The organism is Amycolatopsis sp. NPDC051128, from assembly GCF_040682715.1.
Lineage (GTDB): Bacteria > Actinomycetota > Actinomycetes > Mycobacteriales > Pseudonocardiaceae > Amycolatopsis.
This window is the reverse complement of the sequence record NZ_JBFBBN010000039.1, coordinates 69,449-92,865: the sequence shown is the minus strand read 5'-3', so window position 1 is coordinate 92,865 and position 23,417 is coordinate 69,449. Positions and strand designations below refer to the sequence as shown.

At 73.7% G+C, this 23,417-nt stretch carries 16 protein-coding genes; 13 read left to right on the top strand and 3 right to left on the bottom strand.

What is annotated here, in order from left to right:
• Positions 1-58 precede the first annotated feature (58 nt).
• The 7 genes from AB0M82_RS32130 to AB0M82_RS32100 all read left to right on the top strand — a co-directional run bounded on the left by AB0M82_RS32130 (position 59) and on the right by AB0M82_RS32100 (position 15,716).
• A complete protein-coding gene (locus tag AB0M82_RS32130; protein WP_364729945.1) occupies positions 59-2,068 on the top strand; it encodes an MMPL family transporter in 2,010 nt (669 codons plus the stop codon).
• The gene (locus AB0M82_RS32125; protein WP_364729943.1) at positions 2,065-3,486 is read left to right on the top strand and encodes an MFS transporter; all 1,422 of its coding nucleotides are present in this window, start codon (positions 2,065-2,067) and stop codon (positions 3,484-3,486) included. The genes AB0M82_RS32130 and AB0M82_RS32125 overlap by 4 nt, the downstream gene beginning before the upstream one ends.
• Positions 3,487-3,579: 93 nt before the next feature.
• Positions 3,580-5,337 (top strand): fatty acyl-AMP ligase, encoded by a 1,758-nt coding sequence (locus AB0M82_RS32120; protein WP_364729940.1) that lies wholly within the window; start codon positions 3,580-3,582, stop codon positions 5,335-5,337.
• Positions 5,334-11,894 carry a beta-ketoacyl synthase N-terminal-like domain-containing protein gene (locus tag AB0M82_RS32115; protein ID WP_364729938.1) on the top strand — a complete coding sequence of 2,187 codons (6,561 nt, stop codon included), beginning with the start codon at positions 5,334-5,336 and terminating at the stop codon, positions 11,892-11,894. Before AB0M82_RS32120 ends, AB0M82_RS32115 begins: the two co-directional genes overlap by 4 nt.
• Positions 11,891-13,474 (top strand): acyl-CoA carboxylase subunit beta, encoded by a 1,584-nt coding sequence (locus AB0M82_RS32110; protein WP_364729935.1) that lies wholly within the window; start codon positions 11,891-11,893, stop codon positions 13,472-13,474. Before AB0M82_RS32115 ends, AB0M82_RS32110 begins: the two co-directional genes overlap by 4 nt.
• A 9-nt stretch (positions 13,475-13,483) precedes the next feature.
• On the top strand, positions 13,484-14,458 hold the full coding sequence (locus AB0M82_RS32105; RefSeq protein ID WP_364729933.1) for an alpha/beta hydrolase family protein: 975 nt from the start codon (positions 13,484-13,486) through the stop codon (positions 14,456-14,458).
• 46 nt (positions 14,459-14,504) lie between these two features.
• Complete coding sequence (locus AB0M82_RS32100; RefSeq protein WP_364729930.1) at positions 14,505-15,716, top strand: lipase family protein; 1,212 nt, start codon at positions 14,505-14,507, stop codon at positions 15,714-15,716.
• A gap of 70 nt (positions 15,717-15,786) precedes the next feature.
• Here the strand turns inward: AB0M82_RS32100 and AB0M82_RS32095 are convergent, their stop codons facing one another.
• Complete coding sequence (locus AB0M82_RS32095) at positions 15,787-16,446, bottom strand: cutinase family protein (protein ID WP_364729927.1); 660 nt, start codon at positions 16,444-16,446, stop codon at positions 15,787-15,789.
• Positions 16,447-16,628: 182 nt separating this feature from the next.
• Entirely contained in the window at positions 16,629-17,306 is a 678-nt protein-coding gene (locus AB0M82_RS32090) for a TetR/AcrR family transcriptional regulator (RefSeq protein WP_364729924.1), read from the bottom strand.
• Positions 17,307-17,386: 80 nt separating this feature from the next.
• On the opposite strand from AB0M82_RS32090, the gene AB0M82_RS32085 reads away from it, so the two are divergent.
• Positions 17,387-18,580 (top strand): helix-turn-helix domain-containing protein, encoded by a 1,194-nt coding sequence (locus AB0M82_RS32085; protein ID WP_364729923.1) that lies wholly within the window; start codon positions 17,387-17,389, stop codon positions 18,578-18,580.
• A 93-nt stretch (positions 18,581-18,673) separates the two neighbouring features.
• On the opposite strand, the gene AB0M82_RS32080 is transcribed toward AB0M82_RS32085, so the two are convergent.
• Positions 18,674-19,528: an SDR family oxidoreductase gene (locus tag AB0M82_RS32080; protein WP_364729922.1), complete on the bottom strand. Its 855-nt coding sequence runs from the start codon at positions 19,526-19,528 to the stop codon at positions 18,674-18,676.
• Between the two features lie 119 nt (positions 19,529-19,647).
• Here AB0M82_RS32080 and AB0M82_RS32075 point away from each other — a divergent pair, with 119 nt between their 5' ends.
• From AB0M82_RS32075 to AB0M82_RS32055, 5 genes are all read left to right on the top strand, one after another.
• Positions 19,648-20,049, top strand: coding sequence for a helix-turn-helix domain-containing protein (locus AB0M82_RS32075; RefSeq protein WP_364729920.1), 402 nt, complete (start codon positions 19,648-19,650; stop codon positions 20,047-20,049).
• Between the two features lie 122 nt (positions 20,050-20,171).
• Entirely contained in the window at positions 20,172-20,939 is a 768-nt protein-coding gene (locus AB0M82_RS32070; protein ID WP_364729918.1) for an SDR family oxidoreductase, read from the top strand.
• The gene (locus AB0M82_RS32065; RefSeq protein WP_364729916.1) at positions 20,936-21,817 is read left to right on the top strand and encodes an SDR family oxidoreductase; all 882 of its coding nucleotides are present in this window, start codon (positions 20,936-20,938) and stop codon (positions 21,815-21,817) included. Before AB0M82_RS32070 ends, AB0M82_RS32065 begins: the two co-directional genes overlap by 4 nt.
• Entirely contained in the window at positions 21,817-22,557 is a 741-nt protein-coding gene (locus AB0M82_RS32060) for an enoyl-CoA hydratase family protein (protein ID WP_364729914.1), read from the top strand. The genes AB0M82_RS32065 and AB0M82_RS32060 overlap by 1 nt, the downstream gene beginning before the upstream one ends.
• Positions 22,547-23,410 (top strand): CoA-transferase, encoded by an 864-nt coding sequence (locus tag AB0M82_RS32055; protein ID WP_364729912.1) that lies wholly within the window; start codon positions 22,547-22,549, stop codon positions 23,408-23,410. The genes AB0M82_RS32060 and AB0M82_RS32055 overlap by 11 nt, the downstream gene beginning before the upstream one ends.
• The last annotated feature ends 7 nt before the right edge of the window (positions 23,411-23,417 follow it).

The window sequence follows — 23,417 nt, the reverse complement described above, 5'->3', positions numbered from 1 at the left end:
ATCTTCGTCCGTCCTCCCGTTGTTAGCGTGCTCGACCACGGCCGCGGGAGGAGACGGGATGACGACGCTCGTTGCCCGCTCCTTCCGGCGGGCCGGCGTGGTCGTCGTGCTGTGGCTGGTGGCGCTGGGCGGGCTCGGCTTCGCCGCGCTGCACACCGGCGCGGACTTCCGCGACGCGGTGGACCTGCCCGCCGCGGACAGCACGGCGGCGGCGAACCTGCTGCGCGGCACGGGCGCGGCCGGCGCCGAAGAACGGGTGGTCGCCCGCGCGCCGGACGGCCCGGTCGACAGCGGCGCGGGCCGGGCCCGGCTCGACGTGCTCGCCGCCCGGCTGGCGGCGCTCCCGCACGTCGTGTCCGTCGCCCCGCCGCCCGGCCAGGTCTCCGCCGACCGGCGGACCGCGGTGCTGACCGTCCGGTACGACGCACCGGCCGCGGACCTCGGGCAGGGCGCGGCCGACGCGCTGGAAGCCGTCGTCCGCGACGCGGGCGGACTCACCGCCGGGGCCTCCGGCGAGCTCGCCGCGATGACGGCGGCCGCGCCGGACCTGGGCAACGCGGGGATCGGCCTGCTCGCCGCGGCCCTGGTGCTGTTGGTGGCCTTCGGCTCGCTGACCTGCGTGCTGCTCCCGGTCCTCACCGCGGCGGTGTCGGTCGGCTGCGCGCTGGCCGTCGTCACGCTGCTGTCGCACGTCATGACCGTCCCGAAGATCAGCACCGAGATCGCCGCGCTGCTCGGGCTCGGGGTCGGCGTCGACTACGCCCTGTTCCTGCTCACCCGCTACCGGCAGGGCCGCCAGGAAGGCCGGAAACCGGAGGCGGCGCTGGCTACGGCCGCGGCGACCTCCGGCCGGAGCGTGGTCTTCGCCGGCGTCACCGTGTGCGTCTCGCTGGCCGGGATGCTGACCGTCGGCATGCCGTTCCTCGACGGGATCGCGGTGGCGGCCGCGGTCTCGGTGCTGCTCACCGTGCTGGCCGCGCTGACGCTGCTGCCCGCGCTGCTGCGGCCGGTCGCCCGCCGGACGCGGGTCCGGCCGGCCGGGCGCGGCGGCGGCTGGGCCAGGCTCGCGGGCTCGGTGACCACGCGGCCCGGGCCGTACACCCTCGCGGCGCTGCTGGTCGTGGCCGTGCTCGCGCTGCCGATGACCGGGCTGCGGCTCGGCGTGCCGGACGGCGGGTCCGACCCGCCCGGCAGCGTCACGCGGACCGCAGCCGAACTGCTGGAAGCGGGCTTCGGGCCGGGCGCGGACGCCCCGCTGCTGGTCGTCGGGACCGGCGGCGCCTCGGTGGACGCGCTGCGGGAGGCGCTGCTCGCCAGCGCCGACGTCGGCCCGTCCACCACGCTGCCCGGCGGCGCCTGGCTGCTCACGGTGTTCCCGCGGACCGCGCCCGATGATCCGGCCACCGGCGAACTGCTGGCTTCGACGCGGGTGATGGCCACCGTCATCGCCGGCCCGGACACGCACGTCGGCGGGGTCGTCGCGGCGCGGGCCGACTTCTCGGCGGCGATCACCGAGCGGCTGCCGCTGTTCTTCGCCGCCGTCGTGGGCATTTCGGTGCTGCTGCTCACCTGGGTGTTCCGCAGTGTGCTGATCCCGCTGACGGCGGCGGTGATGAACCTGCTGACCGCGGCCGCGACGACGGGCGCGGTCGTGTTCGCCTTCGGCGCCCCGATCGAGCCGTACCTGCCGGTGTTCCTGTTCGCCGGGCTGTTCGGCCTGTCGATGGATTACGAGGTCTTCCTCATCGCCCGGATCCAGGAGGCGTGGCGCCGCCACGGCGACACCCGCGCGGCCGTGGTCGACGGCGTCGCGGCGACCGGCCGGACCATCACCGCGGCCGCGCTGATCATGGCGCTGGTGTTCGGGTCGTTCGCCTTCGTGGACGCCCGCGTGGTCCGGGAGGCGGGGGTGGGACTGACCGTCGCCGTGCTGCTGGACGCGCTCGTCGTCCGGTGCGTGCTCGTGCCGGCGGTGATGGCGTGGTTCGGCGCCGCCAACTGGTGGTTCCCGCGCCGGAAGGTGACGACCATCGGCGTTTACCGCGTGCTGCAGCGGAGCGCGCGATGACGCGGCGGAGGGCGACCCTGGTGCTGCTCGCGCTCGGCGCCTTCGTCACGACGCTCGACAACACCATCGTCGCGGCGGGCGCGCCGTCGATCGCCCGTGACCTCGCGCTGGACCTCGGCGCGCTGCAGTGGGTCGCCCTCGGCTACATGCTGCCGTTCGCCGGGTTGCTGCTGGTGGCGGGCACGCTGGTGGACCGATGGGGACGGCGCGGGACGCTGACGGCCGGGCTGCTCGCGTTCGGCGTCGGCGCGGCTGCCGGCGGGCTGGCCGGCGCGGTGTGGCTGCTGGTCGCCGCCCGCGTGCTGCAGGGGATGGCGGCCGCGTTCCTGGTGCCGGGCCTGCTGAGCCTGCTCCGCACCAACCTCGACGCCCGCGGCCGGACGCTCGGCGCCGCCGTGTGGACGGCGTGCCTCGCCGCCGCGCTGGCCCTCGGCCCGGCGCTCGGCGGGGTGCTGAGCGAATACCTCGGCTGGGGCTGGATCTTCTTCGTCAACCTCCCGTTCGTGGCCGCGATGCTCCTGCTGCTGCCGGTCACCGTCCCGCCCGGCCGGGGCGGCCCGGCACTTTCACGTGAAAGTGCCGCACCGGTCCCGCCGGCTGCCGGGGCGATGATCCTCGTGACGGCGAGCGTGGTCCTGCTCACCGCGGCGCTGGTCGAGTCGCGAGCCGGCGTCGCGCTGCCACTGCTCGCCGCCGGTGCCGCGCTCGGCGCCGGGTTCGTGGCCCGGGAACGGCGGGCGCGCGAGCGGCTGGTGCCGGCGGCCCTCACCGGGAACCGGGTGTTCCTCGGCTCGCTCGTCGTGCAGGTGCTGTGGGGACTGGGTATTTCGGGCGTCTTCTTCTTCACGCCCTTGCTGCACCAGGAATTTCTCGGCCTCGGCCCGGTCGGGGCCGGGCTGCCGCTGGCGCTGGTCGCGGTCGCGGTCATGGCCGCGACGCCGCTGGTCCCGGTGGCGGTGGCCCGCGCAGGTCCACAGAGGACGGTCGCGGCCGGGCTGGCCGTGGTCGGCGCCGGGCTGCTCGCCCTCGCCGCGGTGAACCACCTCCCGGCGATCGCGCCGCGGGTGCCCGCGCTGGTGCTCGTCGGAGCCGGTTCGGCGTTCACGACCCCGCTGACGTCGCACGCGCTCGACGTCGTGGCCGAACGGTATTCCGGCACGGCGTCCGGGCTGCTCACCGCGTCCCGCGAAGTGTCGAGCGCGCTGGGGGTCGCGCTGATCGGCGCCGTGCTGACGGCGGTCCGCGCGGTCCGGCTCGACGCGGGCGCCGCGCCCGGGCCGGCGCTGGCCGGTGGCTACACCGCCGGTCTGCTCGCCGCGGCCGGGCTGACGCTCACCGGCGCGGTGCTGGCCGCGCGCCCGGTGCGGGCCCGGCCCGCCGCGACCTCGTCACCGCGTGACAAAGGCGCGGTCCCGTAATCCGTTTCGCCATGACTATCCGAGACCGCTTGATTGACAACCCATCGAAAGCAGTCATTCACTGCGCCGGTAAACGCTCTCTGCGAGGGACCCATGGAAACCATTTCCCAGTCGCTTCCCGTCACCGGGGAAACGGACGGCGACGGCGAATCGTTCGCGACCCTGCTCGGGCGGTGGGCGCGCGTCCTCGGCGACGAGGTCGCCGTGACCCACCTGGACCACCGCGCCACCGCGGACGGGCGGGCGGTCACGCTCACCTGGCGCCGGCTCGACGAGCGCGTCGACGCGGTCGCGGCGCGGCTGGGCGAACTCGCCGCCCCGGGGGAGCGCGTGGCGGTGCTGGCCGGGCAGTCCGCCGAGTACGTCGTCGCCTTCCTCGGCACGATCCGGGCCGGCCTGGTCGCCGTGCCCCTGTTCGCCCCGGACCTGCCCGGGCACGCGGGCCGGCTGACCGCGGCGCTCGCCGACTGCGCCCCGCGGGTCGTGCTGACCACGGCGGCGGAGATCGACGTCGTCAGCCGGTTCCTCGCCGGCTCGTCCGCCGGACCGGCCGTGGTCGCGGTCGACGCGCTCGCCCCGGTCGCGGCGGGCCCGCGCGACTGGCCCCGGCCGGATCCCGACGCCCCCGCGTACCTGCAGTACACCTCGGGTTCCACCCGCTCGCCCGCCGGCGTCGTGCTGACCCACCGCAACGTGCTCGCCAACGCCCGGCAGGCGTGCACGGCCTACGGCGCCGAGACCGGCACCACGTCGGCGGTCAGCTGGCTGCCGCTGTTCCACGACATGGGCCTCATCCTCGGCATCGGCGCGCCGATGGCCGGCGGCCTGGCCTCGGTGCTGATGGACCCCCTGGCGTTCCTCGAGCGGCCTTCCCGGTGGCTGCGCGCGCTCTCGGCCAGTCCCGGCGCGATCAGCGCGGCCCCCAACTTCGCCTACGCCTACTGCGCTTCCCGCGTGACCGACGCCGAGAAGGCGTACCTCGATCTGAGCCGGGTCGTCTCGCTGATCAACGGCAGCGAGCCGGTGCTGCCGGCCACCATCGCCAGGTTCCAGGCGGCCTTCGGCGAGTGCGGGCTGCGGCCGGAGGTCCACCGGTCCTCCTACGGCCTGGCCGAAGCCACCGTGCTCGTCTCCGTCACCGACGCCGGGCGGCCGGCCCGGCAGGTCACGTTCGACCGCGCCCGGCTCGCCGCCGGGTTCGCCGAGCCGCCCGCGCCCGGGGCGGCCACCACCACGCTCGTCTCGTGCGGCCGCCCGGCCGGCCAGCGCGTGCGGATCGCCGACCTCGCCGGCGGCCCGGCCGCACCCGGCGAGGTCGGCGAGATCCGGGTCAGCGGCCCGAACGTCGGGCGCGGCTACTGGGGACGGCCCGAAGCGTCGGCGGCCACCTTCGGCCTGCCCCCGCTCGATCCGGAGACCGGCGAAGGCTGGCTGGCGACCGGGGACCTCGGGGTGCTCTTCGACGGCGAGCTGTTCGTGACCGGCCGGCTCAAGGACCTGGTCGTCGTGGACGGCCGCAACCACTACCCGCAGGACATCGAGCAGACGGTGGAGGAGCACCCGGGCGTCCGGCCGCACTCGGCCGCGGCCTTCGCGGTCGACGGCGACAGTGACGTCGACGGGGAAGCCGCGGTCGTCGTCCTGGAACGGGCCAAGCACACCGACGTCGACGTCGCCGCGGTGACAGCCGCGCTCCGGGCGGCCGTGTCGGCCGGGCACGGCCTGCGCCTGCACGACGTCGTCTTCCTGGCGCCCGGGGAGGTGCCGCGCACCTCGAGCGGCAAGATCAGCCGCGCCCGGTGCCGGAAGGCCTACCTGGACGGTGAACTGGCCGCGCGGCGGCTCGGATGACCGCGCCCGGCGCCGCCGCGATCCGCGCCTGGCTCACCGACCGGATCGGCGAGGTGGACCCGGATCGTCCCCTGCACGAGACGGGACTGTCCTCACGGGACGCGGCGAACCTCGCCGCCGACCTGGGCCGGTTCGTCGGCCGCCCGCTCCCGGTCACCCTGGTCTGGCAGTACCCGACGATCACCGCGCTCGCGACGTACCTGTCCACAGTGGAATCGGAGCAGGCGCCCGCTCCGGTGCCGCCGGGGGCGGCCGGGGAACCGGTCGCGGTCATCGGCCTCGGCTGCCGCCTGCCGGGCGGGATCGAGTCCCCGGCGGAGTTCTGGCGGTTCCTCGACGACGGCGGCGACGGGATCGGCGACGTCCCCGAAGGCCGCTGGGAAACGTTCGCGCCCGCGGAAGACCTCGCCGGCCTGCCGGCGCGGGGCGGGTTCCTCGGCGACGTCGCCGGGTTCGACGCGGCGTTCTTCGGCATCACCCCGCGCGAGGCCGAGGCGATGGACCCGCAGCAGCGGATCCTCCTGGAGGTCGCCTGGGCGGCGCTGGAACACGCCGGGATCGCGCCGGACAGCCTGCGCGGCAGCCGGACCGGCGTGTTCGTCGGGCTGTCGGCCACCGAGTACGGCTCCCTGACGATGGCCGACGTCGCGGGGGTCGACGTCTGGGCAGGCACCGGCGCGGCGGCGAGCATCGCCGCGAACCGGCTCTCCTACCTGCTCGACCTGCGCGGCCCCAGCCTCACCCTCGACACCGCGTGCTCGTCGTCGCTGGTCGCGGTGCACCAGGCGGTGCAGAGCCTGCGCCGCGGCGAGAGCGAGACCGCGCTCGCCGCCGGGGTGAACGTGCTGCTCTCGCCCGGCATCACCGCCGGCTTCCACCGCGCCGGGGTGCTCGCCGCCGACGGCCGCTGCAAGCCGTTCGACGCCGGCGCCGACGGGATCGCCCGCGGCGAGGGCTGCGGCGTCGTCGTGCTCAAGCCGTTGCGGGCGGCCCGGCGGGCCGGCGACCGCGTGCTGGCGGTGATCCGCGGCAGCGCGGTGAACTCCGACGGCCGGTCCAACGGCCTGACGGCGCCCAACCCGGCCGCCCAGGCCGCCCTGCTGCGCGACGCGTACGCGGCGGCCGCCGTCGATCCGTCCTCTGTGGACTACGTCGAAGCGCACGGCACCGGCACACCTCTGGGCGATCCGCTGGAGGCGGAAGCGCTCGCCACGGTGCTCGGGGTGGGCCGCGAACCCGGCCGCCCGCTGCTGCTCGGCTCGGTGAAGAGCAACCTGGGCCACCTCGAAGGCGCGGCCGGGATCACCGGCCTGCTCAAGGTCGTGCTGGCGATGACGCACCGGCGGGTGCCGCCGAGCCTGCACTTCCGCGAGCCGAACCCGCACATCGACTTCACGGGGTTGCGCGTGGTCGCGGAGGGCACGGACTGGCCGCGCTACTCAGGCACCGCGCGGGCGGGGGTGTCGGCGTTCGGGTTCGGCGGCACCAACGCGCACGTCGTGCTCGAGGAGTGGCCGGCGGCGTCCTTCCCGCCGCGAGCGGGAGAAGCCGAGGGGCCGCAGGTGTTCGCGCTCTCGGCCCGGTCGGCGGAGGTGCTGCGCGCGCGGGCGGGGGAGCTGGCGGACTGGCTGGAGGTGTCCGAGGCCCCGCTCGGTCCGGTCGCGGCGACGCTGGCCCATCGGCGCGAGCACCTGCCGGTCCGCGGCGCGGTGGTCGGCGAGAGCCGGGCCGAGGTGGTCGAGGGACTGCGCGAACTGGCCGCGGGTCGCGGTATAGCCGGACCTGTGAACGCCCCCAATGTGGCGTTGGGTGCGTTGGATGCACCGAATGCCGCGTTGGGTGCGGTGGATGCACCGAATGCCGCGTTGGGTGCGGTGGATGCACCGAATGCCGCGTTGGGTGCGGTGGATGCACCGAATGCCACTTTGGGTGCGGTGGACGCACCGAATGCCACTTTGGGTGCGCTGGACGCACCGAATGCCACTTTGGGTGCGCTGGACGCACCGAATGCCACTTTGGGTGCGCTGGATGCACCGAATGCCACATTGGGGCGCTTGGGGGTTGTCTTCGTCTTCTCCGGTTACGGCTCGCAGTGGTCCGGCATGGGCCGCCTGCTGCTGCGCTCCGAACCCGCCTTCCTCGCCGAGGTCGACGCGCTCGATTCCGTCTTCCGCGCCGAAGCCGGGTTCTCCCTGCGCGAAGCCCTCGAGCGCGACCTCCCGGACCTGGCCACCACCCAGCTCGCGTTGTTCGGCATGCAGCTCGCGCTCGCCGGGCTCTGGCGCGCCCACGGCGTCACTCCCGCGGCCGTGGTGGGGCACTCGATGGGCGAGGTCGCCGCGGCGGTCGTCGCCGGGGCGCTCGACGTCGCCGGTGGCCTGCGCGTCATGACCACCCGGGCCCGGCTGCTCGCCGAACTCGACCGGACCGGCGATGGCGCGATGGCCGTCGTCGAACTGTCACCGGCGGAGCTGGCCGATTTCCCCGAAGTCACCGTCGCGGTGTACGCGTCGCCGACGCAGTGCACCGTCAGCGGGCCCGCCGGCCAGGTCGACGCGCTCGTCGCGCACGTCGAAGGCCTCGGCAGGCTGGCCCGGCGGCTGCCGGTCGGCGGGGCCGGGCACTCCGCCGCCGTCGACGCCGTGCTCGGCCGGTTCCGCGCCGGCCTGACCGGGATAGCGCCCGCGAAACCGGAAATCCCGTGCTACACCAGCGTTCTCGACGAGCCGCGGGAGACGCCCGCGTTCGACGTCGAGTACTGGGCGGCGAACCTGCGCCGTCCGGTGCGGTTCAGCCAGGCCCTCGAAGCGGCGGCCGCCGACGGGCACACCGTGTTCGCCGAGATCTCCCCGCACCCGGTGGCACTGGCCGCGATCGAACAGACCGCCGGCGAGCAGGCCCAGTGCCTGCCCTCGGCGAGCCGCCGGATCGACGAGCGCACGGCGTTCCTCTCCAGCCTCGCCCGGCTGCACGTCCTCGGCCACCCCGGGGTGCTGGCCGCCCGCCCCCGGGCGCCGCTGGCCGAGCTGCCCGGCCCGGTCTGGCGGCACGAACGGTTCTGGCCGCGCCGGACCACCCGCACCGGCGGCGGTCATCCGCTGCTGGGCGTCCACATCGAACACCCCGGCGGCGGTCACCTGTGGCGTGCCGACGTCGGCACCGCGAACCTGCCGTGGCTGGCCGACCACACCGTGCGGGACACGCCGGTGTTCCCGGCCACCGGTTTCCTCGAGCTGGCGCTCGCCGCGGCGCGGGTGGCCGGCCCCGGCGGGCACGTCCGCGACCTCGACCTGCGGGAGGTCCTCCCGCTGGCGGCACACACCGAGGTGACGACCACCCTCACCGGGACCGAACTGAGCGTGCACGCCAAGTCCGCGCCGGGCGAGTGGGTCCGGCACGCCACGGCCAGGATCGGGTCCGGCGGGGCGCCGTCGGCGCCGTTCGGGGCGGTCACCGGGGACCCGGTCGACCTCTACCGGGCACTGGCCGAGCTGGGCCAGTCCTACGGCCCGGCCTTCCGCGGCCTGCGGCGGGTGACCGCCGCACCCGGGCGCGCCTCGGCGTCGATCGTGCTGCCCGAAGCGGACCATCCCGCCTACGTCCTTCACCCCGCGCTCGCCGACGCCTGCCTGCACGCGCTCGCCGCGGCGGTCGGCGAAGCGGACGCCCTCTACCTGCCGCTGACCGTGGGCGAGGTGGTGGTCGCCGGCGAGCCGCGCCGCGGGGTGCGGGTGGACGCCGTCCTCGGTTCGCTCGACCCGTCCGGCGACGGCCTGCTCGGCAGCGTTCAGCTGGTCGACGCCGACGACGCCGTCCTGGTGGAGTTCCGCGACGTCTACTGCCGCCGGTTCCGCGACGCGGCGACGGCGCGGCTGCTGTTCGAAGCGGCTTGGCAGCCGGCCGATCTGCCCGCCGCTCCGGCGCGCACCTGCCGCTGGATCGTGTTGTCCGAAGCGGACCTGAGCCGGGAATTCCCGGGCGAACCGGCGGCCCGCCTCGGCGACCGCGCCGCGCTCGCGAAGCTGCTGCGCGCCGGCGAAACGACCGGAGTGCTCGCCCTGCTCGGCGAAGCCGGCGAGCCCGACCCGCGGCGGGCCGAGCGGCTGGTCGGCACCCTGTCCGGCGTGGTCGCCGAGCTGGCCGAAGTGCCGGTGCCGCCCCGGTTGTGGCTGGTCACCGCCGGAGCGCTGAGCGTCGAACCCGGCGAGCCCGGCGACCCCGGCCTGGCCGCGCTGCGCGGATTCGTGCGGGTGCTCGCCTTCGAGCATCCCGAACTCCGGGTGAGCCACGTCGACTTCGACGCCGGCCCGGACCCGGCCCGGCTGTGGGCCGGTCAGCTGCGCGACGAGATCCGCGCGGACGGCCCGGACGACGAGATCGCCTGGCGCGAGGGGATCCGGCACACGCGCCGGTTGGTCCGCCCGAAGCTCGGCGACCCGGTGCGTCAGCCGGTTCGCGACGGCGCCTACGTCCTCACCGGCGGGCTCGGCGGCCTCGGCCTGGTCGCGGCGAAGTGGCTGGCCGAGCGCGGGGCGACCCGGCTGGTGCTGAACAGCCGTCGCGCGGCCGACTCCGGCCTGGCCGGACCGGGCCTCGACGTCCGGGTCGTGCCCGGGGACATCGCCGAGCCCGGCACGGCCGAGGCGCTGGTCGCCGCGGCCACCGAAGGGGGCGTGCCGCTGCGCGGGGTGCTGCACGCCGCCGGGGTGCTGGCCGACGGCGCCGCCGTCACCCTGGACGCCGGCGCGCTCGACGCCGTCTGGCGGCCGAAGGCGCTGGGCGCCTGGCGGCTGCACGAGGCGACCGCCGGGCACGACCTCGACTGGTGGCTGGTGTACTCGTCGGCCGCCGCGCTGTTCGGGTCGCCCGGCCAGACCGCGTACGCCACCGCGAACGCGTGGGCCGACGCCCTGGTCGCGTGGCGCCGGGCCCAGGGGCTCCCGGCGGCGACGATCGGCTGGGGCGCCTGGGGCGAGGCCGGCGCCGCGGCCGGGTCCCGCAATCCGGTGCTCGACCCGCTCGGCACCGAGGAAGCCCTGGCGGCACTGGACGTCGTCCTGGCCCGCGACCTCCCGGCGGCCGGCGTCGCCCGGGTGGACACCGCGGCGGTCTTGGACCTCTTCCCGCGGCTGGCCGAACGGCCGTTCTTCGCGCTCTTCGCCCCGCGGACCGAACCGTCCACTTGGGACGGACTGGCGGCACTGCGCGGCGGGCCGCCGGAAGCCGCCCGCGCCGCGATGGCCGACCACCTGGCCGGGCTCGTCGGAGGCCTGCTGGGCTACGCCGAGGTCGACCGGCACATGCCGCTCACGCGGCTCGGCCTGGACTCGCTGTCGGCGATGCGGGCCCGGGGCGCGGTGGAACGCGACTTCGGGCTGCCGCTGCCGATCCCGCTGCTCCTGCGCGGGGCCAGCCTGGCGGAGCTCGCCGGCCACCTCGCCGCGCAGGCCGGCTTCGGGACGGCTTCGCCCGCCGGGCCGGCGGCGGCCGCCGGGCCGCGCGACCCCGCCGAGCGCTGGGTCGCCCGGCACTGGCAGGCCGAGCTGGGCGGCCCGGAACCCGGCGTGCACGACGACTTCTTCGCCGTGGGCGGCGATCCCGAACGCGCGCGGCGGCTGCGGTCGGCGTTCGCGGAGCAGCTCGGCGCGGTCCCCGCCGTGGAGCGGTTGTTCGCCACGCCGACGGTCGCCGCGATGGCCGACCTGCTGCGCGCGGAGCTCGAAGGCCGCGGCGGCGGCCCGGTGCGGCTGCTGCGCGACGGCGTGACGGAGCCGGTGTTCCTGTTCCACCCGGCGGGCGGGCCGTCGAGCGTGTACCGCGAGCTCGTCCGGCTGCTGCCGGAAGGGCGGCCGGTGTACGGGTTCGAACGCATCGACGACGAGGACACCGTCGAGGGCAAGGCCGCCTGCTACACCGAGCTGATCCGCGAGATCCAGCCCCACGGCCCCTACCGGCTGGGCGGCTGGTCGTTCGGCGGCTGCCTGGCGTACGAGACGGCCCGGCTGCTGACCGCGGCGGGCGAGCCGGTCGAGCTGGTGTTCCTGATCGACACGATCCTGCCGCTGCCCGCGCCGGGGAAGCCGGCGGGCGAGCTGCTGCTGGACCGCTTCGACCGGTTCGCCGAGCACGTTTCGCGGACCTACGGCGTGCCGTTCGCGATCCCGCGGGAGGAACTCGCGCGGCTGGACGAGGACGCCCAGATCCGGTGGGTCCTGGACCGGCTCACCGAGCAGGTGCCCGACCTCGGCCCCGGCGTCCTGCGCCACCAGTACGAGTCCTATGTGGACGCACGAGTCGCCGAGCGGTACACGCCCGGCCGGTACGACGGCCGGGTGCTGCTGCTGCGGGCGCGCGACCCGCACCCGCTGACCACGACGCTCGACCCCCGGTACCTGCGCACCGACGACACCCTCGGCTGGGACGAGTTCTCCGCCGGGCTCGAAGTGGCGCGGGTGCCGGGCGACCACGTGTCGATGATCGACCCACCGCACGTGGCGGTGCTCGCCTCGGCGCTCGCCGAGCGGCTCGCCGCGCCGGTGGGGGAGGGAGTCCGATGACGCTCGATGACCTCACCCCGACCACGGCGTTCCGGATCGCCGACCTCGCCGCCCGGCAGGACGAGATCGTCCGCATCGCCGAGAAGCGGGCCGTCGACCGGCAGCACGCCAAGGGCAAGCTGACCGCGCGGGAACGGATCGGGCTGCTGCTCGACCCGGGGTCCTTCGTCGAGCTCGACCAGTTCGCGCGGCACCGCTGCGCCGACTTCGGGATGGACGCCAACCGGCCGTGGGGCGACGGGATCGTGACCGGGCACGGCACCGTCGACGGTCGGCAGATCTGCGTGTTCTCCCAGGACTTCAGCGTCTTCGGCGGCAGCATGGGCGAAGTCTCCGGCGAGAAGGTCCTCAAGGTGATGGACCTGGCCATGTCGCTGGGCTGCCCGGTCGTCGGGATCAACGACTCCGGCGGCGCCCGCATCCAGGAAGGCGTCGTCTCGCTGGCGTACTACGCCGAGCTCGGCCGCCGCAACGCCCACGCCTCCGGCGTCATCCCGCAGATCTCGATGATCATGGGCCCGTGCGCCGGCGGCGCGGTCTACTCCCCGGCGATCACCGACTTCACCGTGATGGTCGACGAAACGTCGCACATGTTCGTCACCGGCCCGGACGTCGTGCACGCCGTCACCGGCGAGCGGGTCACCGCCCAGGAGCTGGGCGGCGCGGCCGTCCAGAGCGAGGTGGCCGGCAACGCCCACCACCACGCGGCCGACGAGCAGGACGCCGTCGAGTGGGTGCAGACCCTGCTCGCGTACCTGCCTTCCAACAACCTCGACCCCGCCCCGGAGTACGCCGACGACACCAGTCCCGACCTCACGCCGGCCGACCTCGCGCTCGACCGGCTGGTGCCCGACTCGCCGAACCGGACCTACGACATGGCCGAGCTGATCGCCGCGCTGGTCGACGACGGCGAGTTCACCGAAGTGCACAGCGCCTTCGCGCCCAACATGATCTGCGCGTTCGGCCGGATCCAGGGCCGCTCGGTCGGCGTCGTGGCCAACCAGCCGCGGCACCAGGCCGGGGTGCTCGACATCGACGCGTCCGAGAAGGCCGCCCGGTTCGTGCGCTTCTGCGACGCCTTCAACATCCCGCTGCTCACCCTCGCCGACGTCCCCGGTTACCTGCCGGGCACCGGCCAGGAACGCGGCGGGATCATCCGCCGCGGCGCCAAGCTGATCTACGCCTACGCCGAAGCGACGGTGCCGAAGGTGACCGTCGTCGTCCGCAAGGCCTACGGCGGCGGCTACGCGGTGATGGGCTCCAAGCACCTCGGCGCCGACGTCAGCATGGCCTGGCCGACCGCGGAGATCGCGGTGATGGGCGCCGAAGGCGCCGTGCAGGTGCTCTACCGGCGGGAGCTGGCCGAGCTGCCGCCGGAGCGGCGGGAGGCGACCCGCCGCCGGCTCACCGACGAGTACCGCAAGCGCCACGGCGGCCCGTACCTGGCCGCCGAACGCGGGTACGTCGACCAGGTCGTCGCGCCGTCCCAGACCCGGCTGCAGGTGTCGCGGGCCCTGCGGGCGCTGCGCACCAAACGGCAGAGCTTACCGGCGAAGAAGCACGGAAACATTCCCCTGTAAGGAGTCGCTGTGAAACGGTTCGCCCTGCTGGCGTTGTCCGTCGTCGTCCTGATCGCCGGTGGCGTGACGGCCGCCCAGGCGAGCCCGGCCGTGGCCGACGACGGCGCGAAAGTCGTCGAGGAGACCTGGCTGGACGCCCGGACGGTGGACCTGAAGGTCAGCTCGCCCGCCCTCGGCACCACGGGGATGGTCCGGCTGATCGTGCCGTCCGGCTGGGCGGCGCAGCCCGGGCGGACCTGGCCCGTGCTGTACCTGCTGCACGGCTGCTGCGAACCGGTCGACTACCGCTCGTGGGACCAGTTCACCGACGTCAAGACGTTCACCGCCGCCAAGGACGCCCTCGTCGTGATGCCGACGGACGGGCCGGCGGGGATGTACGCGAAGTGGTGGAACCTCGGCCTGCGGAACACGCCCGACTGGGACACGTTCCACACCACCGAAGTCCGTCAGATCGTCGAGCGCGGGTACCGCGGCGGCACGCGCCGCGCGGTCGCCGGGCTGTCGATCGGCGGGTACGGCGCGATGGCGTACGCGTTCAAGCACCCCGGGATGTTCGGCGCGGCCGCGTCCTACAGCGGCGTGCCGAACACCCTGTCCGCGGGCGCCCCGGTGTTCGTCAAGGGGATCCTGCTCCGGGCGGGGATCTTCGCCTACCTCGACCTCTGGGGCAGCGACCTGCTGATGCGGCCGATGTGGTCGGCGAACAACCCCTACGACAACATCGACAAGCTGCGCGGCACGGCGCTCTACATCTCCTGTGGCAACGGGCAGACCGGTCCGCTCGACCCGTCCGGGCCGGGCGGCGACCCGTTCGAACCGGCGGCGTTGCTGTCGTCCACCAGCTTCACCGACCGCCTGCGGGCCGCCGGCATTCCGGCGACGGTCGACTACTACGGGCCGGGCACGCACAGCTGGCCGTACTGGCAGCGGGCCCTGCACAACTCGTGGCCGGTCCTCGCCGGCGCGCTCGGCCTGCCGGCCTGAGCGCACTCCTGTATCCGATAGAGCCCCTTCCCTGCTGGAGGTTGTGGTGAAGTCTGTCCGGTTCCGACGCTTCTGGTCCGCGCTCCTGGGTGCTTCACTGGTCGCGCTGGGGGTGCTGGCCACGAGCCCGCCCGCCGGCGCGGCGGCGCCCCTCCTGCCCGGCCCGTTCGACGACTCGTTCTACACCCCGCCGTCACCGCTGCCGGCCGGGAAGCCCGGTGACGTCCTCCGCTGGCGCCCCTCGGTGCCGCTGCTGAACTCGCTCAACGCCGACGCCTGGCAGGTCATGTACCTGTCGACCAACGCGCAGGGCCGTCCGGACGCGGTGACCGGAACCATCCTGGTGCCCAAGGGGAAGGACCCCGCCACCGCGCCGATCGTCGGTTACGCCGTCGGCACGCAGGGCCCGGCGTTCAAGTGCACGGCGTCCAAGGCGACGGAGCGGGGGACGCTCTACGACCAGCCCGCCATCAACGACTCGCTGTCCAGCGGCTACGCCGTCGCGGTGACCGATTACGAGGGCTACTCGCCGGCGACGGTGCCCACGTACATCACCGGGCAGTCCATGGGCCCCGCCGTGATCGACTCGGTCCGGGCGGCGCAGAACCTCCCGTCCGCCCGGCTGTCCAAGTCCGCGAAGGTGATCTTCCAGGGCTACTCCCAAGGCGGCGGCGGATCGATGTGGGCGGGGGAGAAACAGCCCACGTACGCGCCCGAACTGAACGTCGTCGGCGTCGTCGCGGGCGGGGTCCCGGCCGACCTGACCGAGGTCGCCAAGGGACTCGACGGCTACATCGGCTTCGGCTTCCTCGCCTTCGCCGCGATCGGCCTCGACGCCGCGTACCCGGAACTGAACCTGGATTCGTTCCTCAACGCCACCGGCCGTCAGCAGCTGGCCGACGCCAAGAAGAACGCCTGCACCGCCGAACTCCTGCTCAACTACTCGTTCAAGAAGATCAGCGACTTCACCACGTCCGATCCGCTGGGGACCCCGAAGTGGCGGGCGCGGCTGGCGCAGAACAAGCTGGGCGCGAACCCGCCGCGGGTGCCGGTGTTCCAGTACCACGCGAGCACGGACGAGATCGTCAACACCCCGCAGGCGGAGACGCTGCACCGGGCGTACTGCGCGGCCGGGGTCCGCGAGCAGTGGACCTCCTACATTTCCGACCACCTTTCCGGCATCTTCGCCGGCAACGCGGACGCGCACCAATGGATCGTGAAGCGGTTCAACGGGGAACCGGCGCCGTCCAACTGCTGAGGAAAGTCCGTGAATGTCGCATTGAGGGACTTCAAGTCCCTCAATGCGACATTCACGGACTTCGGTGGGATCAGACTTTGCCCGCCACGAACGCGGCCGCGTCCGAGGCGTTGCCGCCGTAGCTCAGGTGGGCCAGGATGTTGCCACCGAACGGCTGGCAGACCGGGTCGCCGAGGGCGCAGTAGTCCTTGGTGCGGCTCTGGTAGGTGCCGGTGACCTGACGGCCGATCGAGCGGATGGGGTTGCCGAACAGCAGGATGGCCGCGATCCGGGGCGCCAGGTCCGCCGGGATGGTCGCGACGATCGGGCCGCCGACGACGGCGCCGGCGCTGCTGATGCCGATCGAGTTGTCGACGACGTTGGCGCCCTGGGAGTAGCCGACCAGGACGAACCGCTGCTGCGGACAGGCCGCGGCCTGCGCCCGCACGTGGTTGACCAGGTCGGTGTTGCCACGCTGCACCGACGTGGGCTGGTTCAGGTCGGCCGGGTAGTTCACCGCGTAACTGCTCACCGAGCGCGGCCGCAGCCGGTTCTGCACCGCCTGGTAGACGGGGTCGCCGACGATGAGGCCCAGGCCGCCGGGTTCGCCGGTGCCGCGGGCCACCGGCATGTCGATGTCGGTGCACGGTGCGGCCGAAGCCGCCGGCGCGGCGGCCACGGTGAGGCCGGCGAGGGCGAGGCCGACCGTGGCGGCGGCGGAGAGCAGACGGGATTTGGGGACACGAATCATGGCTGAACACCTCATTGTGCCGAGACAAAAGGGGGTCGGCAAGCGCTTTCCGTGGGGAGCGGAAATAGTGGCCGCGCTTGCGGTAACGGCAGCGTCGCAGCGGCCCCCGAATGGAGGCAAGAGGGTGTTTCAATTCGTGCCGGTAATTGTTCCGCCGGTGACAAACAGTCCGGAATGGACGCTCAGGTGGCGTACTGTCCGGCCGTGCGCGCGGTGTCGACGCGGTCCAGCAGCACGGGGTCGAGGCCGCGCAACGCGGCCATGACGAAACCCGTGGCCAGTTCGCCCGCCGCGATCGGGTCGACGCTGGGGGAGTGGGAGACGTGCGTCGCGGCGCGCCCGACGAGGCCCACCATCATCGCCGCGAGCAGGTCCGCGGCGGCGCCGTCCGTGCGGCCGTGGGCGCGCAGGTGCTCCCGGATCTGACCGACCACGTGCGCGGTGATGGTGTCGGCCAGCGTCCGGCGCTCGTCCGTCATGTCGTCGACGGCCGAGCCGAACAACAGCCGGAAGCTCTCCGGATGGGCGGCGGCATAGCTGAACATGGCCATCACGGAGAGCCGGACCCGCTCTTCGAGCGGGCGCGCGCTGGCCGTTTCGTAGGCGGTGAACACCCAGTTCCGCAGCGCGGCGACCTCCCGGCCCACGGTGGTGCGGAAGAGGGCCGCCTTGTCACCGAAGTGCGCGTAGAGGGTCGGTTTGGTGGAGTCGGCGCGGTCCGCGATCAGACCCATGGTGGCCTGCGCGAACCCCCGCTCGGCGAACACGGCGCGCGCGGCGTCCAGCAGCTCGTCGTCGGTGGGCCGGGCGGCCGGGCTGCGGCGAGCACTGGATCGATCAGGAGAACTCTGCCGGCTCATGGAGGTGTACTGTACGGTCTCCCCAGCTTTACTGGCCGGTAAAGCTGGCAACTTGGCCCTTCTCCCCGTGGAGGACGCTGGTGTCCCGCGACAGTGCTCGAGAGCGCGTCCCGGTCGACCGGGACGCGGGTGTGGAGGTTCTCCGAAGAGCGGAACTCGCCGCCTTCATGCGGCCGGCCGTCCCGGCGCTGGTGGAGTGGATCGTCCGGGAGGTGTGGCGGGCGGTCCCGGTCTACGCCCGGCCGGCGGACGGCTTCTACGGCCGCGTCACCCGGCACGGCGTCGAGTGCGCCGTCGCGCTGTTCGTGGATCTCGTCCAGGACCCGCTGGCCTCGCGGGAAAAGCTGTACGAGACGTGCCGGCGGCTCGGCGCCGGCGAGGCGCACGAGGGGCGGACCCTCGACGACCTCCAGGCGGCGTACCGCGTCGGGACCCGGGTGGGCTGGCGGTGGATCATGCGGCTGGGCCGGCGGCACCGGCTCTCGTCCCCGGTGATGGCGCAGCTCGCCGAGATGCTGTTCGGCTACGCGGACGAACTGGCCCGGATGTCGAGCCAGGGGTACCGGGAAGCGCGGGCGGAGATCGACGGTACCCGGGCGGGACTGCGGCGGCGGTTGCTGCGGCTGCTCACCGGACCGGGCGTCGTCCCGGACGCGGTGCTCGCCGAACTCGCGGCGGCGGCCGGCTGGCCGGTGCCCCAGGAGGTGGCGGCGGTGGCCGCCGAAGCCGTGGTGAGCGGCCCGTGGGGGCCGGAGGTGCTCGTCGACCTCGAGTCCCCGCAGCCGTACCTGCTGGTGCCCGCCCCGGCGGACGCGCGCGGCCTCGCCCGGCTCGGCACGCGCGTCGCGGTCGGCCCTCCGACGGACCTCGCGGCGGCGGCGCATTCGCTGCGGTGGGCGCGCACGGCGCTGCGGCTGGTGGGGGACGGCGCGCTGCCGGACGTCCCGGTCACGTGGTGCGCGGAGCACCTGACGACGTTGTGGCTGCTGTCCGACGAGGACCTGGCGGACCAGGTCGCGCAGCGGGAACTGGCTCCGCTCGCCCAGTTCCCGGACCGGACCCGGCGCCGCCTCGGCGAAACCCTGTTGTCCTGGCTGCAGAACGGCGGCAACTCCGAGAAGATCGCGGTGGATCTCGCGGTGCACCCGCAGACGGTCCGGTATCGGGTGCGTCAGCTGAGGCAGGCGTTCGGAGAGCGCCTCGACGATGCGGACGCGCGGTTCGCGATGCAGGCCGCCCTGCGCGCGTCGGGGCTTCGTTCCCGCGGCGCGTGACCGAACCGGCCGGCCGGTTCCTGCCGCGCCGCGAGGCCGTGAAGGCACCTCGAGGCACTCAGCGTCCTCAAGGTGCCTTCACGGACTGGAGACTCAGCCCTTCACCAGCGCGGTGGCGGCTTCCGCCAGGGGCGTGGTGGGCCGGCCGATGAGGGTCCGCAGATCGCCCGACGCCGAAGACAGCTCGCCGTCGGCGATGGCGCGGTCGGCGTCGACCAGCATGGCCGCGACCGGCTCGGGCAGGCCCGCGCCGAGCAGGATCTCCCGGTGCTGCGCGGCCGGCAGGTCCTGGTAGGACACCGGCTTGCCGGCGGCGGCGGTGACCGCGGCGGCGAGGTCGGCGTAGCTCCACGACTCGTCGCCGGCGAGCTCGTACACCTTGCCGACGTGGCCCTCGCCGGTCAGCACCTCGACGGCGGCTTCGGCGAAGTCGATCCGCGGCACGCCGCCGAGCCGGCCCTCGCCGGCGCTGCCCGCGAAGGACCCGGTCGCGAGCGCCTGGGCGACCGTCTGCCCGAAGTTCTCGGTGTACCAGCCGTTGCGCAGGAAGGTGAACGGCACGCCCGACTCGCGGATGACCTCTTCGGTGGCCTTGTGGTCCGGCGCGACGAACAGCTTCGTCGTGTCGGCGGCCAGGACGCTGGTGTAGGCGAGGTGGCGCACGCCGGCCTCGCGAGCGGCCGTGACGACGGCTTCGTGCTGGGCGAGCCGCTGCCCGGGCGTGCTGCTCGAGATCAGCAGGACCTTCTCCGCGCCCGCGAACGCCGTGGCGAGGGTCGCCGGGTCGTCGTAGTCGGCGGTCCGCACCTGCACACCGCGGGCGGCGAACTCCTCGGCCTTCCGCGGGTCGCGCACGGCGGCGACGATCTCGGCGGGCGGAACCTTCTTCAGCAGGCCTTCGACGACCAAGCGGCCGAGCTGTCCGGTGGCACCGGTGACGACGATCATGCGTTCACTCCTCGCTTGCGGAACACTTACCATCAGAGTGTACTAACTTCTGGAAAGTGCAACCTCTTGGTGAGCATCCTCACCTGGGTTTCGGCGGCGGGCGGGGTACCGTTGAGGCCATGAGCGAGGCGCCGGAGTGGGTCGACGAGCACGGGCAGGTGGTGTTCGACGTGTTCGCGCAGGCGTGCACGTCCCGGGCGACGCTCGAGCACATCACCGGCCGCTGGGGGACCCTGGCGATGGTCGCCCTCCATGACGGCACTCTCCGCTTCAACGCGCTGCGGCGCCGGGTCAGCGGGGTCAGCGAGAAGATGCTCGCCCAGACGCTGCAGGCACTCGAGCGCGACGGCTTCGTGCACCGCGAAGCCCAGCCGACCATCCCGCCGAAGGTCGAGTACAGCCTCACCCCGCGGGGCAGGCGCACGGCCGCGCTGCTGCTGGCCCTCATCCGCGACGTCGAGGACCAGATGCCCGAGGTCATGGCGGCCAACGCGGAGTACGACGCCGCGAAGCGCGACTGACCGTCCGGAACGAGTTCTAGTTCGGCGGCCCGTGGCGCCGCTCGCCCAACGTCCCGAATGACCAAGGCTGTGGGTAACTGCCCGGCCTTGCCCAAAGCGAGAACGTGTTCTAGTTTTGTGGAGTGAAAACCGATCTCGGGCTGGCCGGGGCCGTCGTGCTGGTCACCGGCGGCGTCCGCGGCGTGGGCAAGGGCATCGCCGCCGTGTTCCTCGCCCAAGGCGCCCGGGTGATCACCTGCGCGCGCCGTGAAGCACCCACCCCGGCCGAGTTCGTCCGGTGCGACGTCCGCGACGAGGCGCAGGTCGCCGCTCTGGTCGAGGGGATCGTCGAGCGGCACGGACGGCTCGACGTCGTCGTGAACAACGCCGGCGGTGCGCCGTACACCCCGGCGGCGGAGGCGTCGCCGCGGCTGCACGAGAAGATCGTGCAGCTCAATCTGCTCGCACCGCTGCTGGTCGCGCAGCACGCCAACGCCGTGATGCAGCGCCAGGACACCGGCGGCTCGATCGTGATGATCTCCAGCGTGAGCGGCACCCGCCCGTCGCCGGGAACGGCGGCTTACGGCGCCGCGAAAGCCGGGCTGGACAACTTGACCGCCAGTCTCGCGGTCGAGTGGGCGCCGAAGGTGCGGGTGAACGCGCTCGACGTCGGGATGGTGCGGACCGAGCAGGCGAATCTGCACTACGGCAGCGAGGCCGCGGTCGAGGCGGTCGGGAAGACCGTGCCGCTGGGGCGGCTGGCCGAGCCGGAGGAAGTGGGCGCGTGCGCCGCGTTCTTCGCCTCGTCGCTGGCGTCCTACGTCTCCGGCGCGACCCTGCGCGTCCACGGCGGCGGTGAGGTCCCGGCGTTCCTCGCCGCGGCCGACGTCAACCAACGGGAGGATTCGTGAGCGGGTTGTGCCAGGACCGGGTGGTCGTCGTGACCGGCGCGGGCCGCGGCATCGGGCGGGCGCACGCGCTGGCGTTCGCGGCCGAGGGCGCGTCGGTGGTGGTGAACGACGTGGAGGAGGGCGTGACCGCGGAAGTCGTCGCGGAGGTCGAGGCGCTCGGCGGGAAAGCGGTGGCCGACACCTCCGACGTCGCCGACTGGGCCGGGGCGAAGGAGCTGATCGGCACCGCGGTGGCGCGCTTCGGCCGCTTGGACGTGCTGGTCAACAACGCGGGGTTCCTCCGGGACCGGATGCTGGTCAACCTCGCCGAGGACGAGTGGGACGCGGTCGTGCGCGTGCACCTGAAAGGGCATTTCGCGCCGTTGCGGCACGCTGCGGAACATTGGCGCGCCGAAGCCAAGGCCGGAAGGACGCCGAGTGCGCGCGTGATCAACACCAGTTCGGGTGCCGGGCTGCTCGGCAGCGTCGGCCAGGGCAACTATTCGGCGGCGAAGGCCGGGATCGCCGGGTTGACGGTGGTGGCGGCCGCGGAGCTGGCTCGCTACGGGGTGACGGTGAACGCGATCGCGCCGGCCGCGCGGACCCGGATGACCGAGGGCGTCTTCGCGGACGCCATGGCCCGCCCGGACACCGGCTTCGACGCGATGGCGCCGGAAAACGTCTCGCCGCTGGTCGTGTGGCTGGGCAGCACGGAGTCCGGGCACGTCACCGGGCGGGTGTTCGAGGTCGAGGGCGGCAAGGTTTCCCTGGCGCAGGGCTGGCGGCACGGTCCGGCCGTGGACAAGGGCGAGCGGTGGGACCCGGCGGAACTCGGCGCGGTGGTGAAGGAACTGCTCGAGCGCGCGCCCGAGCCCGAACCCGTGTACGGAGCGAGCTGATGGGCATCCTGACCAAACGCGACGGGCACGTCGAGCTCGTCACCGTCGACTTCCCACCGGTGAACGCGCTGCCGGTGCAAGGCTGGTTCGACCTCGCCGACGCGCTCACGCAGGCGGGCCGCGACCCCGATGTGCACGTGGTGATCCTCCGCGCCGAAGGGCGCGGCTTCAACGCCGGCGTGGACATCAAGGAGATCCAGCGCAGCGCCGGGTACGACGCGCTGGTCGGCGCGAACCGGGGCTGTCACGCGGCTTTCGGCGCGGTCTACGACTGCGCGGTGCCGGTCGTCGCGGCGGTGCACGGCTTCTGCCTCGGGGGCGGCATCGGCCTGGTCGGCAACGCCGACGTCGTCATCGCATCGGAGGACGCGACCTTCGGGGTGCCGGAAGTGGAGCGCGGGGCTTTGGGCGCCGCGACTCATCTGGCCCGGCTGGTGCCGCAGCACCTCATGCGCACCCTCTACTTCACCGCGCGCACCATCACCGCCGCCGAGCTGCACGCGCACGGCTCGGTCTACCAGGTCGTGCCGCGCGCGGAGCTGGACGACGCGGCGATGGCCGTCGCCCGGGACATCGCGAAGAAGGACCCGCGGGTCATCCGGGCGGCGAAGGAGGCCTTGAACGGCATCGACACCCAGCAGGTGCACCGCAGCTACCGGTTCGAGCAGGGCTTCACTTTCGAGCTCAACCTGCTCGGCGCGTCCGACGAGGCCCGCGAGGAGTTCTTGAATGGCCGATAAGCGCACGACCGCCGACGACGTCGCGGCGGAACTGGAAGACGGCATGACGATCGGCATCGGCGGCTGGGGCTCCCGGCGCAAGCCGATGGCGCTGGTCCGCGCGATCCTCCGCACGCCGGTGCGCGATCTCACCGTGGTGTCCTACGGCGGTCCCGACGTCGGCCTCCTGTGCGCGGCGGGCAAGGTGTCCCGGGTGGTGTTCGGGTTCGTCACGCTCGACTCGATCCCGTTCGACCCGTGGTTCGGCCGGGCCCGCGAGACCGGCGCCATCGACGTCACCGAGTACGACGAAGGCATGTTCGCCACGGCTCTTTCGGCGGCGGCGCAACGGCTTCCGTTCCTGCCGACGCGCGCGGGCCTGGGGTCGGAGGTGATGCGCGCCAACCCGGATCTGCGCACCGTGCGCTCGCCGTACGCGGACGGCGAGGAACTGGTCGCCGTGCCGGCGCAGCACCTCGACGTCGCCCTGGTGCACCTCAACCGCGCCGACGCCCGCGGCAACGCCCAGTACCTGGGCCCGGACCCGTACTTCGACGAGCTGTTCTGCCTGGCCGCGCGGAAGCGGTTCGTGTCGGTGGAAAAGGTCGTCGAGACGGCCGAGCTGACGACCGGGGGACCGGTGCAGTCGTTGCTGCTCAACCGGAGCGACGTGGACGGCGTGGTCGAGGCGCCGCGGGGCGCGCACTTCACCACGGCGGTGCCGGACTACGGCCGGGACGAACGCTTCCAGCGGCACTACGCCGGCTGCGCCAAGGACCTGGACGCGTGGCCGGGGTTCGCCGACCGGTTCCTGTCGGGTGACGAGCGCACCTATCTGTCCGAAGTGGACAAGTTCGAGGCGGAGGCGGCATGAGTGAGCC

What these genes read in the sequence shown, in the direction of transcription:
- AB0M82_RS32060 (WP_364729914.1), top strand. Translation starts at nt 21,817, where the DNA reads ATGGGCATCCTGACCAAACGCGACGGGCACGTCGAGCTCGTCACCGTC.
- AB0M82_RS32075 (WP_364729920.1), top strand. Translation starts at nt 19,648, where the DNA reads ATGAGCGAGGCGCCGGAGTGGGTCGACGAGCACGGGCAGGTGGTGTTC.
- AB0M82_RS32055 (WP_364729912.1), top strand. Translation starts at nt 22,547, where the DNA reads ATGGCCGATAAGCGCACGACCGCCGACGACGTCGCGGCGGAACTGGAA.
- AB0M82_RS32080 (WP_364729922.1), bottom strand. Translation starts at nt 19,528, where the DNA reads ATGATCGTCGTCACCGGTGCCACCGGACAGCTCGGCCGCTTGGTCGTC.
- AB0M82_RS32120 (WP_364729940.1), top strand. Translation starts at nt 3,580, where the DNA reads ATGGAAACCATTTCCCAGTCGCTTCCCGTCACCGGGGAAACGGACGGC.
- AB0M82_RS32090 (WP_364729924.1), bottom strand. Translation starts at nt 17,306, where the DNA reads ATGAGCCGGCAGAGTTCTCCTGATCGATCCAGTGCTCGCCGCAGCCCG.
- AB0M82_RS32095 (WP_364729927.1), bottom strand. Translation starts at nt 16,446, where the DNA reads ATGATTCGTGTCCCCAAATCCCGTCTGCTCTCCGCCGCCGCCACGGTC.
- AB0M82_RS32125 (WP_364729943.1), top strand. Translation starts at nt 2,065, where the DNA reads ATGACGCGGCGGAGGGCGACCCTGGTGCTGCTCGCGCTCGGCGCCTTC.
- AB0M82_RS32130 (WP_364729945.1), top strand. Translation starts at nt 59, where the DNA reads ATGACGACGCTCGTTGCCCGCTCCTTCCGGCGGGCCGGCGTGGTCGTC.
- AB0M82_RS32115 (WP_364729938.1), top strand. Translation starts at nt 5,334, where the DNA reads ATGACCGCGCCCGGCGCCGCCGCGATCCGCGCCTGGCTCACCGACCGG.
- AB0M82_RS32110 (WP_364729935.1), top strand. Translation starts at nt 11,891, where the DNA reads ATGACGCTCGATGACCTCACCCCGACCACGGCGTTCCGGATCGCCGAC.